General features: G+C 48.0%; 11 protein-coding genes. 9 read left to right on the forward strand and 2 right to left on the reverse strand.

Going from position 1 to position 13,881, the window contains the following annotated elements:
* The first annotated feature begins 50 nt into the window (after positions 1 to 50).
* The 9 genes from dapB to nth all read left to right on the forward strand — a co-directional run bounded on the left by dapB (position 51) and on the right by nth (position 10,594).
* Positions 51 to 839, forward strand: a complete 789-nt coding sequence (dapB, locus tag WBV27_RS10875; RefSeq protein WP_086628046.1) for a 4-hydroxy-tetrahydrodipicolinate reductase — start codon at positions 51 to 53, stop codon at positions 837 to 839.
* Complete coding sequence (locus tag WBV27_RS10880; protein ID WP_424201986.1) at positions 836 to 2,401, forward strand: CCA tRNA nucleotidyltransferase; 1,566 nt, start codon at positions 836 to 838, stop codon at positions 2,399 to 2,401. The genes dapB and WBV27_RS10880 overlap by 4 nt, the downstream gene beginning before the upstream one ends.
* 111 nt (positions 2,402 to 2,512) lie before the next feature.
* A complete protein-coding gene (locus WBV27_RS10885; protein WP_086628044.1) occupies positions 2,513 to 2,989 on the forward strand; it encodes a hypothetical protein in 477 nt (158 codons plus the stop codon).
* 273 nt (positions 2,990 to 3,262) lie between these two features.
* Positions 3,263 to 6,010 (forward strand): helicase C-terminal domain-containing protein, encoded by a 2,748-nt coding sequence (locus WBV27_RS10890; protein ID WP_424201989.1) that lies wholly within the window; start codon positions 3,263 to 3,265, stop codon positions 6,008 to 6,010.
* A gap of 97 nt (positions 6,011 to 6,107) precedes the next feature.
* Positions 6,108 to 6,584 (forward strand): DUF5590 domain-containing protein, encoded by a 477-nt coding sequence (locus tag WBV27_RS10895; RefSeq protein ID WP_424201991.1) that lies wholly within the window; start codon positions 6,108 to 6,110, stop codon positions 6,582 to 6,584.
* A 15-nt stretch (positions 6,585 to 6,599) separates the two neighbouring features.
* The gene (locus WBV27_RS10900) at positions 6,600 to 7,790 is read left to right on the forward strand and encodes a pyridoxal phosphate-dependent aminotransferase (protein ID WP_424201993.1); all 1,191 of its coding nucleotides are present in this window, start codon (positions 6,600 to 6,602) and stop codon (positions 7,788 to 7,790) included.
* Positions 7,791 to 7,837: 47 nt separating this feature from the next.
* Entirely contained in the window at positions 7,838 to 9,121 is a 1,284-nt protein-coding gene (gene asnS, locus WBV27_RS10905; protein ID WP_424202032.1) for an asparagine--tRNA ligase, read from the forward strand.
* A 105-nt stretch (positions 9,122 to 9,226) separates the two neighbouring features.
* Entirely contained in the window at positions 9,227 to 9,934 is a 708-nt protein-coding gene (locus WBV27_RS10910) for a DnaD domain-containing protein (RefSeq protein WP_424201995.1), read from the forward strand.
* A gap of 12 nt (positions 9,935 to 9,946) precedes the next feature.
* Positions 9,947 to 10,594, forward strand: a complete 648-nt coding sequence (nth, locus tag WBV27_RS10915; protein WP_424201997.1) for an endonuclease III — start codon at positions 9,947 to 9,949, stop codon at positions 10,592 to 10,594.
* A gap of 72 nt (positions 10,595 to 10,666) precedes the next feature.
* Here nth and WBV27_RS10920 read toward each other — a convergent pair whose 3' ends face one another.
* The gene (locus WBV27_RS10920) at positions 10,667 to 13,225 is read right to left on the reverse strand and encodes a PBP1A family penicillin-binding protein (RefSeq protein WP_424201999.1); all 2,559 of its coding nucleotides are present in this window, start codon (positions 13,223 to 13,225) and stop codon (positions 10,667 to 10,669) included.
* Positions 13,226 to 13,241: 16 nt separating this feature from the next.
* Positions 13,242 to 13,856 carry a Holliday junction resolvase RecU gene (gene recU / locus WBV27_RS10925; RefSeq protein WP_424202001.1) on the reverse strand — a complete coding sequence of 205 codons (615 nt, stop codon included), beginning with the start codon at positions 13,854 to 13,856 and terminating at the stop codon, positions 13,242 to 13,244.
* Positions 13,857 to 13,881 lie beyond the last annotated feature (25 nt).

Raw genomic sequence — 13,881 nt, forward strand, 5'->3', positions numbered from 1 at the left:
CGGCGCGTAAAAAGCGTGCCGGCAGCGTTAAACGGAAGGGAACGTGTAGAATGAAAATTGTAGTTTCGGGTTTTAAAGGCAAAATGGGGACCGCGTGCACAAATATGGTCTTGCGTCAGGAAGACTTTATTTTGGCGGCTGTATACGATCCTTTCGCAGCAGAAAAGCAACTGGATGAATTGCCGCAATATGCCGGACATCCTGTGAAAGTATTCAGTGACAAAGCGACCCTCGTCAAGGAAGTCGATGCTGATGTTTGGATCGATTTTTCAAGACCGGATGCAGCCTATGACAACACACGTTTCGCCCTTGAAAATGGCATGCGCCCCGTAATCGGCACTACCGGCTTTTCCAGCGAACAACTTGAGGAATTGACCAACTACTCAAAAGAGTTGGGGCTGGGCGGCTTGATTGCGCCAAATTTTGCGATCGGTGCCGTGTTGATGATGGAATTCGCAGCAAAAGCAGCGAAATATTTCCCGGATGTGGAAATCATGGAATTGCATCATGAGAACAAATTGGATGCGCCAAGCGGCACAGCCATCAAAACAGCCGAATTGATTTACGAAGTGAGAGGCGACCATCCACAAGGGCATCCGGAAGAGAAAGAATTGATCGAAGGCGCAAGAGGGGCTGATTACCACGGCATGAAAATCCACAGTGTCCGCCTGCCGGGCCTGGTCGCGCATCAGCAAGTGCAATTCGGCAGTGCCGGGGAAGGTTTGATCATCCGCCACGATTCATATGACCGCGACTCTTTCATGAACGGTGTAGCCCTTTCCTGCAGAAAAGTAATGGAAATCGATCGCCTGATCTATGGATTGGAAAACTTCCTATGATCATAAACGCACCGGAATTTCAAAAAGCGATACCGATCATCGAAGCCATCGAACGGGCTGGATATGAAGCCTACTTTGTTGGGGGAAGTGTGCGCGATACGCTGCTGCATCTGGATATTTCGGATGTCGACATCGCATCGAGCGCTATGCCTGAAGAAATTCAGCGGATTTTCCCGATCACTTTTGATGTAGGCATCCAACATGGAACGGTGATGGTTTTACATGAGCGTGAGACGTACGAAATAACAACTTTCCGGACAGAATCAAAGTATGAGAAGTTCCGCAGGCCAGAGAAAGTCCAGTATGTGCGCAGTCTGCAGGACGACCTGAAAAGGCGCGACTTTACGATCAATGCGATTGCGATCGACCGCCACGGGAACATCAAAGACTACTTCAACGGGCAGGAGGACTTGGCGAAAAAATTGATTCGGGCAGTCGGCAATCCGGAAGAGCGCTTCAGGGAAGATGCCTTGCGCATGATGCGCGCAGCCAGATTTGTGAGCCAGTTGGATTTTGAAATCGAGCAAGCGACGAAGGAAGCCATCATAGAGTACCATCCGCTTCTTTCAAAAATCGCGGTAGAGCGCGTGCGCGAAGAGTGGAATAAGCTTCTGATCGGAAGGAACCGCAAGGGCGGAATCAAGTTTTTTGTCGAAACACGTTTATTCCAGATGTGTCCCGGCTTCCAGAATCGGGAGAAGGCATTGATCGACTTGGCCCTGTTTCCGCTGCAATTCAAAGGGACAACGATTGCTTGGACTGTATTGATCCATTTCCTTGATCTGAAGGACGAAGCGATCGAGCCATTTTTGCGCCAATGGAAGTGTTCCCGCAAGGAAATCATGGATATACGCATAGGCGTGCAGGCACTCAACAAACGCCTGCAGCAATTCTGGGACTATCCACTCCTGTTCGAAACAGGGATCGAAATCGCCATGCAGATAGAAGCCATCATCGAAGGGTTCGGTTTGCCGAACCAGAGCGAAAATTTGATCGAATTGAATGAATCCATGCCGATCCATACGCTGAAAGATTTGGCCTTGGACGGAAAAGAACTGCTGTCCCTGCTGGGAATCCAACGTGGCGGTCCTTTCGTGGGTGAGATATTCGAAGAATTGAAAACGCTGGTCCTGGCAAACAAACTGGAGAATAGTCACCCTGCAATAAGGGATTTCATTATGAAAAGAAGGATGATTTATTTGGATGAGACATTCGCAGCCGTTTATACCGTCGGGCAAAAGGATTTGGCTTCCGAAATCGGTTCAGGGACGTTGCCGGTTCTGGCAACGCCGGCATTGCTGGCCATGATCGAAAATGCCTGCATGGGAATCGTTAAGGAACATCTTTCCGAAGGTGACACGACAGTCGGGATACACTGCGATCTGCATCATAAAAAAGCCTCTCCCATCCACGCAGAAATAACGGTGACGGTCAGAGTGACGGAACACAGAGGAAACAAATATTTCTTTGAGTGCTCAGTCCATTCACAAGGTCATGAAATCGCATCGGCGAAGCACACAAGGGCAGTCGTCAACGCAAATGAATTCATGGCTAGTCTGTAGCAGCTCAGCTTACTTTTCTTCCGCCATCGGAAGTGTATTGGTACCTACTTTTAAAAAAATATGATAAAATAGTTACATATTCAAAAAGTAAATATATCAGGAGTGATTTCGATGAAAAAAGTAATGACAGGTTTGAGATTTATTTTTAGAAACGGCGAAACATGGACGATCAAGCGTGAATATATCGGAGATCTATGGATCAAACAAGTAACAACGAGCTACGGCCGAATCGGAAACAGTGATTTCCAAGAAATCCACCCTTGCGAATCTTTGCGTATCGAAATTAACCAAGAAGCAGATCACGTCAATACGAGCGATATCAACTTGGGCGGACTTGAACAAGGCATGTTCGAGCGCGTTGCGAGCCATCAAGACATCGAAAAAATGGATATCCTGTACCAAGATGAGGATCACCCAAAATCCGACGTCATTGTGGAAGTTGACCGCATCTACTTCCCGTATAAAGCTACGGATACCGATGGATTCGACAATGAACACCAATCTTCATCCGTTTCATCCGAAAACAAATTATATATCGTAATCGATCCGGAAAAAAATGTGAAAGATATTTATCCTGACATCGTTTAATGGATCTTAAAAAATGGGCCCTTGCTGATAAAGCGAGGGCCCATTTTTGTGATGTCGGTTGGGCAACCTATCCCTGCAAGCCATCAAAAAAATCCGATAATTATCGATTTTACGGTAACAATAGCCACGACATAGGATATAATGAGGTCAGCTGCATACAATGCACAGTTTGATCGGAGAGGCTCCTGTTTTTATGATATATTTTCAGGGAAAGTCTTGCAGAAAGAAATACCGGAACAGGAGAAGCTTCTGTTTATTTAGGAGATTGTTTTTATGAAGAAAACCTATGCCATTGTCGATCTTGAGACAACGGGATCCAGCTTCAAGCGCGGTGATCGGATCATTCAATTCGGGTGTACCTTGCTTCAGGCCGGCAAAATAGTTCAGGAAATCAATATAACCATCAATCCAGGCAGAAAAATCCCGGATGTCATCGAGAAGTTGACGGGAATCAGGAATAAGGACGTCAAAGAGGCGCCCTATTTTGAGGACGTCTGTGATTTCATCTATAACACGTTGGAAGGCTGCATTTTTGTAGCGCATAACGTGCATTTCGATTACCATTTTTTGGAAAACTCCTTCCATGAAATCGGCATGCCGCCGCTTTCGCTGCGCGCGATGGACACGGTGGAGTTGACGAAAATCCTGTATCCGACCTTATCCAGTTATCGGTTGGGCGATTTATCGAATCATTTTTTGCTCACGCATGACAGTGCCCATGATGCCGCAAGCGATGCGCATGCAACTGCGGAACTTTTCCTCCAATTGAAGGAAAAGGCCAACAACTTGCCGTTGGTCACGCTTGAAAAGTTGAATTTCTTATCGGCGCATTGTCAGGTGGACAACGATTCCTTTTTCTATGAAAGCTATGAAATTGCCAAAGAGATGCGCTCACCCCTTCCTCAGAAAATCTACGTCAAAAATGGGTTGGCGCTGAAGGAAAAGGACATACGCTTGGAACAGACCGCTTACAGGGAAAAAGACATTTCAGATTTCTCGGAAGTGGCCAAAAGCCTGATGGGAAATCACGGCTTGGAAATCCGTTCAGAGCAGATCGGGATGATGCAATCGCTTTTTGACTTCCACCAAGCCGAAACTCCCCAAAATCTGGCAATCGAGGCTGCGCCTGGCATCGGGAAGACTTTGGCCTATCTGTTGCCTGCAGCTTATCAGGCGACGCCCGCAAATAAAGTCCTTATCAGCACCTCCACGCTCCTTTTGCAGGAACAGATCATGGATAACGAAATGCTCCGGTTGCGCAAAATGCTGCCGTTCGAGCTGCAGGTAAGCTCATTGAAAGGGAAGACGAACATCGTCCATCTGGAGAAATTGGCCGCATTGACATTGGAAGCCCTCACCAAAAAAGAATCCTTGATCATGATGAGCATCTATGTCTGGTTGACTGAGACGGAAACCGGGGATATCAGCGAACTGAGCCAAGCCCAGAACTTTGATTTTCTTTGGGAAAAGTTGACCTTCGAAAGTCACGAGGCCCCTTTGAAGGGGAAATGGGCAGCTGATGATTTTTTTGCCTTCAACAACAAGAAAGCGGAACAAGCCAGCCTGATCGTCACGAACCATTCCTTTTTGAGTCATCACATCGATGATCTGGCTATTTTTGACCATTGTGAATCAATAAATCTGATCCTTGATGAGGCGCATCAGTTCCCGCGCGTCTATCAGGATGCGCACAAGAAAAGTGTGGCCCTGTCCATCCTGAAACGGCGGTTGAAGCGCTTCGGCTACTTCCTGCGGGATTATCGCGAGGCAATAGAGAAGGCTCCGAATGGTGATTCCCTGGATTATGATCTGTTCAACCTCGAATTTGCGATTGATCAACTGCAGCAGGAATGCGCCCATTCAGAAGAAGTATTGATGCGTTCCCTGATCCATGAGGTGGGGGAAAAGGGTGAAGTTTATCTCGATGAAAATTTCCAGATTGAAAACGGAATGAAGAAAATCTTCAAGAAAATGCACAAGTACATACAGGAGACTAGGCTTGCCGCCATGCGTTGCCTGGATAAAGCCGGCTTGAAGAATGATCCGGTCATGGGTCCGCGCGCTAAGGCACTGTTGGATGACTTGGATGCGGTCCAAATCAATCTGCAGTATTTTTTTGAAGAGCGCTTAGGCACGTATCATGTGCTGCACTACTCCTGGGATAATGACCTGCTTTCGTTGGCGATCGAAATCAACCAGATCGACCTTTCGGAAGAAATCCACACCAAAATAAAAGAGCGATTCAGCAGAACCGTTTATTTGAGTTCGACACTCAAAGTGGATGACTCGCTTGACTATTTCAAAAACAAAATCGGCGAAGTGGAATTGCAGGAAGCGTATTTTGCTTCACCCTACAAGTTGAGCGAACGCTTGCGGATTTTCCTTCCGACGGACATCGCTGCCATCACCTCGTTAGACGACAAACAAGCGGCCAGACAGATCGTTGCGACGTTGCAGGAAATCGTGCTCCCGCAACAAGGCAAAGCCTTGGTTCTGTTCACTTCCAACCGTTTGCTGGAGGAAGTCCATAACCAACTCAAAAATGCCGTCTCTTCCGGATTCCCGGGAACGGAAATACTCGCTCAAGGTTTCTCCGGCAGCCGGAGAAGGATGCACAATCGTTTCATGTCGGCCGAGGCTGCTATTTTGCTGGGCTCTGCTTCTTACTGGGAAGGCATCGACTTTTCCGATCAAGCTGTTGAGATCCTGGTGATCACCAGGCTGCCTTTCGATCCGCCGCATCGTCCGGAAAATGCCGCCTTCCAAGCGTATCACCAGGACAAAGGCAAGAAGGCATTCTATGAAGAGTTTCTTCCGCGAGCGATGATCCGTCTGAAACAGGGGATAGGCAGGCTCGTCCGCTCCAGAAATACGAAAGGTGTCGTCATTTGCCTGGACGACAGGTTGATCAAAAGCAATTATTCCAAACGGATGCAACAGATGCTTCCGGAAGGCGTGGGGATAAAAGTAGCCGATCAAACGGAAATAAATGCGGAAATTCAAGAATTTCTGAAAAAATAATGCGGCGGGATATTCCATCAGCATGAAGTTTAAGGTATCATTAATAATTAGGTGAGATTGCGATTAAATTTCAACCAAGGATAAGGAAGTGGAAGATGTGAAGAAGAATGTCATTGTTGGGACGGTTGTGCTGCTTTTCCTGATGATCGTCAGCTCCTACACGATATTTTACCGAAGCCAGCAGCCGATACTGCAAGCCGAGAAAGAAGCAACCGCCATTGCCGAAGAGAACGCCAATATCCAGAAAGTCCAGGATTTTTACTGGTACAATGGATCGGAGACGTATTTCACACTGGCTGGCATCGATGACAATAATGAAGAATTATATGTCATCATAAAGAAAGACGGCGGTGAAACCACTATCCTGAACACGGCGGAAGTCATCACCGAAAGTGAAGCCAAATCAATCACCCAGGCGGACAAGAACCCTGAGCGGATTCTGGAGGCAAGACTGGGGATAGAGAACGAAGAACCGGTTTGGGAAGTTACCTACAAAAATGCAAATGATACGATTGGTTACTATTTGATATCCGCTATTTCTGGTAAATGGCTCAAAGATATAGAAAACATATAAATTGGAGTGATTGAGATGGTAAAAATTTCTGAAAGAATGAAAAAAATAAGCGAATCCCCAACATTGGCGACGTCAGCTAAAGTCAATGTCATGAAAGCGCAAGGGAAGGATATCCTGAACTTGACCGTAGGGGAGCCGGACTTCGATACGCACGTTTCAATTCTGAATGCTGCAGTAGATGCGATCCAATCAAACAAAGCAAACCACTACACCCCGACTGCCGGTATCCTGCCATTGCGTCAAGCGATTGTGGATTATCATCAGAAGTATGACGGAGTCACTTTCGCCGTCAATCAGGTCATCGTGACTGAAGGTGCCAAAAATGCTTTGTTTGCGCTATTCCAAGTCATTCTTAATCCCGGAGATGAAGTCATCGTCCCTGCGCCGTACTGGGTAAGCTATACGGAACAGATCAAACTGGCTGGCGGTGTCAACGTTCTTGTCGAAACAGCGCCTGAAAAAGGCTTTAAACTGACTGTGGAAGATCTGGAAAACCATCGTACCGAAAAAACGGTTGCTTTGCTTTTGAATTCGCCGTCGAATCCTACCGGTATGATCTATACGCCTGAAGAACTGAAGGCGATCGGCGAGTGGGCGGTTGAGCACGATGTCTTGATCATCGCCGATGAAATTTACTACCGACTGACTTATAACGGAAATGAAGCCATCTCAATCGCTTCCCTATCAGAAGAAATCAAGAACCAAACGATCATCATCAACGGAATCTCCAAAACCTACGCAATGACAGGCTGGAGAATCGGATATGCCATCGGAAATGCGGAAATCATCAGCAAAATGATCGAATTGTCCAGCCATTCGACAAGCAACCCTGCCGGACCGAGCCAATATGGCGCGCTGGCTGCTTTGACGGGACCACAAGATTTTGTTGAGGAAATGCGTGCAGCATTCGAGGCGCGACTGAACTTCTTCTATCCGCTTGTTGCGAGCATTCCTGGTTTCAAGGTCACAAAACCTCAAGGTGCCTTTTACCTGTTCCCTAACGTGAAGGAAGCCGCCGAGATGTGCGGTTTTGAGGAAGTGAAAGACTTTACGTTGGCTCTGATCGAAGAGGCAAATGTCGCTTTGGTTTCAGGCGATGGTTTTGGGTACCCTGATTACGCCAGAATAAGTTATACTGTCAGAGAAGAACTACTCGCAGAAGCAGTAGATCGCATCAAAAAATTTATCGAAACCCATAAAAAATAAGCTGTTTTTTATGGAAAAAGGGGCAGACTAGATTGACACTTATCACAATGGATCAAGCGAAAGAATACCTAGGGCAAGAGATTTCCATAGGCGCTTGGGTAACCAACAAAAGAAGCAGCGGAAAAATCGCCTTTCTGCAATTGCGTGACGGCACCCATTATTTCCAAGGCATCGTTATGAAAAATGATGTCGGCGAAGAGTTGTTCGACATCGCAAAATCGCTGACTCAAGAAACTTCTTTGATCGTCAAAGGGATCATCCAAGAAGATACCCGGTCGAAGCTTGGCTACGAATTGCTCGTCACCGGCATCGAAGTGCTGGGTGAAAGCCAAGATTATCCGATCACGCCTAAAGAACACGGAACAGATTTCCTGATGGATCATCGTCATCTCTGGCTGCGTTCATCCAGACAGCACGCCATCATGAAGATCCGGAACGAAATCATCCGCGCCACTTATGAATTCTTCAATCAAGAAGGCTTCATCAAGGTCGATCCGCCGATCCTGACCGGCAGCGCGCCGGAAGGGACGACAGAGCTGTTCCACACCAAGTATTTCGATGAGGAAGCCTACTTGTCCCAGAGTGGGCAGTTGTACATGGAAGCGGCAGCGATGGCTTTCGGAAAAGTATTTTCATTCGGCCCGACTTTCCGTGCCGAAAAATCGAAGACACGCCGCCATCTGATCGAATTTTGGATGATGGAGCCGGAAATGGCCTTCATGCATCAGGACCAAAGTCTGGAAGTCCAAGAAAAATATGTCGCTTATCTGGTCCAATCGGTGCTGGATAACTGTGATATCTACTTGGATACGCTGGAGCGCGACAAAGAATTGCTGAAAAAATACACGCAATTGCCATATGAACGCATCAGCTACGATGATGCCGTGGCCTTATTGAACGCAAACGGATTTGACGATATCGTCTGGGGCGATGATTTCGGCTCGCCGCATGAAACCTTTATCGCAAACCAATCGGAAAGACCGGTATTCATCCTCAATTATCCGAAAGCGATCAAGCCTTTCTACATGAAAGAGCATCCGGATCGTCCGGAAGTCGTTCTGTGCGCGGATATGATCGCTCCGGAAGGATATGGAGAAATAATCGGCGGCAGCGAACGAGAAGTGGACTACCAACGCTTAAGCGAACAGATCGAGAAATTCGGGCTGAGCAAGGATGACTATGCATGGTATTTGGATCTGCGCAAATACGGTTCAGTGCCTCATTCCGGTTTTGGACTGGGACTTGAAAGAATGGTGACTTGGATTTCCGGAACCGAACACATCCGTGAGTCGATTCCGTTCCCGCGTCTACTGAACAGAATCTACCCTTAACCCGGGCGTTTCGCGAATCTGAATTTAATCACAACAGAATGGGAGTGGGGCAAATAGCAGCTATTTGTTCCACTTTCTGTTTTTCTAAAGGAGTTAACTAATATAATGTCATACAATGAATTAACCAAATGGATCGAATCAGGGCAGACGCTGATCCCGAATTTTTTGCTGCAGAATTACAAAAGGATTGGGCTTGCGGATACGGAATTCATCTTTGTGCTGCAGCTGAAAGCTTACATCGATAAGAACATACCGTTTCCGAATCTGGCACTGATCGCCGAAAATATGGGCATTGCCGAAAAGGATGTCTTTTCCTTGCTGCATAATCTGATGCAGAAACAAATGATCTTGATGGAGACAAAGAATGATCTCGCCGGCAAAGTGGAGGATTCCTATTCCTTGGATCCAATCTATCAACGGCTTTTCCAATTGATGGAACGTTCCGAAAAAAAACAGCCCATCGAACAGCAGGGAAAGAATATCATGACCATGTTCGAGCAGGAATTCGGGCGGAATTTATCGCCCATCGAGATGCAGACCATTGCGAGCTGGATCGATATGGACCACTATCCACTCGAATTGATCGAATCAGCCTTGAAAGAAGCGGTGTTGAATCGCGTCTACAGCCTGAAATACATCGACCGCATCCTGTTGGCCTGGGAGAAAAAAAACATCAAAAGCGTAAAAGATCTGATCCAGCAACAATCGACACGTCCCCAAAGCAATCAGGACAAGTTCGATGAAAAAGCAAGAACGGATGCGCCAATGGAAGTGCCACTGTACAATTGGCTGGACACTGACGCGGACGCATAGGTGAGGTGAAATATGTTATCAAAAAGAAAGACTGTAGCAGCGCTGGATGAGATGGCGGCGCTGTTCCCGAACGCGCAGTGCGAACTGCTGCACCAGAACGTGTTTCAGCTTTTGATCGCGACGCTCCTCAGCGCCCAGGCAACAGATGTTTCCGTCAACAAAGTTACGCCAAGCCTGTTCGCCCGATTCCCTACGCCCCAGGCTTTCATTGCGGCTCCACTCGAGTCGGTCATGCAGGAAATCAGGACGATCGGCTTATACCGGAACAAAGCCGCCAACATCCAAAAATGCTGCAAAATGCTGCTGGAGGACTTCGGCGGCGAAGTGCCGCGCACATTGGAGGAATTGATCAAGTTGCCCGGAGTAGGGCGCAAAACAGCAAATGTCGTCATGAGTGTCGGGTTCCATATACCGGCCATCGCGGTGGATACCCACGTGGAACGAATATCCAAACGGCTGCGGATCGCTCCCCAGAAAGCATCGGTTCTGGAAGTAGAAGAGCTGCTGATGAAAAAAATCCCGCGTGAGCGATGGTCCGATGCGCATCACCAGATGATTTTCTTCGGCCGGTATCATTGCACAGCCAGAAACCCCAAGTGCGACGTTTGCCCGTTGCTTTCGATGTGCCAGGAAGGGCAGAAGCGTTTGGGTTTGAAATGATGCGGACAAGCGCGGCTTGTGGTATCCGGAACAAAAAAACAGCCAGCTCCTTTATCGGGAACTGGCTGTTTTTTATGGATTCTGGGTTGCTTCTTCGTCATCCCCCGCAGCGGATGCTGCTTGATCGCTTTCAGCAGAAGAGCTGGATGATGAAGAGGAGTCGCTTGCTGAGTCATCTTTGGAATCCGCTTCGGACGACTCTTGAGCCGGATCGGAGATTGTCAACTGGATGGTTGAAGCAGGTGATGTGCTTGAACCGACTTTGGCGAGCAACGAAATCGTGATTGTGCCCTTATCAGGCTTGTCAATGACGACTTTGGTGTCTGTTGTCGTTTCGGATGCGCCGCCTGCTGTCACCGTGTATTGCGCTTGCGCATTTGAATCGGTGCCGCTGGCTGAATATTTATCCCATTCAACGGTCAATTCGTCCTTATCTTTATCGTAGCTAGCCTTCAAACCGGAAGGCGCCAAAAGCGTCACGCCGTATTTCTTGGAGGTGGAAGTAGGTTCCGTTCCTTTTACGAAAAGTTCAGTGGCGATCAGGCTGCTTGGCGTATTCGGGCCGGGCTTCAAAATTGGGTCTGTGTACTTTTCAATCGAGACTTTGCTTACCGATGAAGGCAGCTTCCAATCGGCATAATCGGTATCCTCGGAGACGTAGGACATCAACTCACGATAAATATCGCGCGTCAAGCTTTGTGTCTGGTAATCCAAAAAGTTTCCGTAATCTTGGGGTCTATCATAACCGACCCATACCGAAATGGAGTAACTGGTTGAATAACCGGCAAACCAGGCATCCGGAGCGGCATAAGGCACGTTTGTACCGCCGACTGCGGCCAATTCATCATCCGTGTAGTTGGTTGTCCCGGTTTTGCCGGCTTGCGGCAAGCCGGATATCTGGGCGTTCGTTGCCGTTCCTTCGGTGATGACGTCCTTCAGCATATCGGTGATCATGTAGGCCGTGGATTCCTTCATCGCTTCCGTTCCGTTCGGTTCGAAGGTGAATTCTTCGCCTTCCGCAGTCATCACAGATTGGACCGTATAAGGTTCGTAGTAAGTGCCTCCATTAGCGAAGGCTGCATAGGCCGCGGAGAGTTGGATTGGAGTCGCAACCCCACCGATGGCATTTGACTCAACCAGATATTCCTGATCATCGTTTGTGATTGTGATGCCCAATTTTTGCAGGAATGAAAAGGCGTTATCCGCGCCGACTTCCTGGAAAGTCTTCAAAGCCGGAATGTTGCGCGAATCGACCAACGCTTCACGGATGGTCTGGTCACCATTGTACTCGTTGTCATAGTTGTTGATTTCACTGCCATCGGAGTAACTGTACTCCTCATCCACGACCAATGTGCCTGTCGAGTAATCCAAATATTCGATGGCCGGTCCGTATACAGACATCGGCTTCATCGTCGAGCCGATGCTGCGTTCGAGCGTGGAGGCTCGATTGAGCCCAAGCTGGACATTCTGGTTGCGCCCGCCACTGACAGCCTGGATGGCGCCGGTGTTGACATCGACCATGGAAACACCGGTCTGGAGCAAATCATCAGGGAATTCGATATAGTCGTATGTATTCACGATATCGTAGAGACGCTGCTGCGCATCCATATCGATGTTGGTAGTGACTGTCAGTCCACCTTCGTAGACGTCCAAGCCGGTTTTCTCGGCGACTTCAGCGATGACGAGTTGGATATAAGGATCGATCACCAACGATGTGTTGACGTCACCGGAGTGATCGATGATGCTGCCTTCTATTTGGACCGTTTTCGCTTCAGCGCTTTCTTCGGCTGTGATTTTTTCGTTCTCGACCATCATGTCCAGAACAAGGTCGCGTCTGGCTTGCGTGTCCAGCGCGCTATTGATCGGGTCATACAGGGAAGGGGCTTGCGGCATGCCCGCCAAAGTGGCTGCCTCAGCGAGCGTCACATCGGTGATGGATTTTCCGAAAAAGTATTCGGCGGCCGTGCCCATGCCGTAGACGTTATTGGACATGTAGACTTTGTTGATGTAGAATGCCAAAATCTCGTCTTTCGTGTATTCCCGTTCCAGCTGCATGGACATCCAGGCTTCCTGCGCCTTTCGCTCTAAGGTCTGGTCTTCAGAACTGGTTGAAAAATAGGATAATTTTATCAATTGCTGGGTGATGGTGCTACCGCCCTGCGAAATCCCGCCTTGCTGGAGGTTCGCGAACAGGGCGCCGATGATCCGGATTGGATCGACACCGTTATGATCGTAGAAACGCTGATCCTCTATCGATACGATGGCGTCCTTCAAGACTTGCGGGATTTCTTCAGCGGTGATCAATGTCCGGTTCTGATCGTTGCCTCCGATTTCCTTGATCTCGTTTCCGTCTGCGTCCAAAATGGTCGATGCCACCGTTCCGATCAACTTCTCTTCGGTCAGTTCGGGAGCGGAAGAAACATAGTAGAAGAAGAGACCTGCTCCGGAAGCGAGTCCGATAATCCCCAAGGCCAAAACACCGAAGAAAATTTTCTTCCAAAGCGGCATCCCGGTTTTCTTCGCCTTCGTTTTCGTTTTCGCTTTCACGGCCGTTTTGCGTGGGCCCTGCGTTGTTCCGTTCTTCTTCCTGTTGCTTGCGCGTGATCGTGTATTATTGCCTTCATTCGGCATGTGGTTCACCTCTTAATTATTTGATTGTGCGTTCAAGCATTTTATCCACTGCATCCAGATAATCCAGTCGGGGATTGAATCCGTATGCCACTTCAATCCCATTGTCCTCGATAAAAGCCAATGGGATCGATTTACGGCCATTATTCAATGTATTCTCCCAAAAGTCAATCAGATAGGAACTGTCCAGTAAGAAAACGCGGTTAAAGAAAGAAAACCGGATCAGTACGAACGTGATTCCCTGCTGTTGGATACACCTTTTCATGTGGACGATCTGGTGCTCGTGGAAGTTGCTCAAAGGTATGGCTGTCTTATTTTTTGTTTCTTTGGCCTCAAAGTCCAGGTATAGCCCTTTATAGACGCCGTTGTAGTCGGTAGTGGAGGACTGCCGATAATAGGCTTCTTTTATGACGGCTGCGCTTCTTTTGGGGTAATCCACTTTGACGACTTGGATAGGCGTCGGCTTTTTGTGGATGACGGCTTTCTCTGATGAAAGGTAATGCTCATTGCTGCTGTTGATCTCTTCTTCAAGCGTCATTCCCCGGTTGCTGTATACGAAGTCTTTCCTCTTTGCAGTTTTCGGTATATGCGACTCGGCATGGAACTTCTTGCCGTTCGGATAATTTACGGCCACTGACGATCACCCCCATTGAATGATT

Origin of the sequence: Trichococcus sp. (genome assembly GCF_049589555.1) — a bacterium.
GTDB lineage: Bacteria > Bacillota > Bacilli > Lactobacillales > Aerococcaceae > Trichococcus.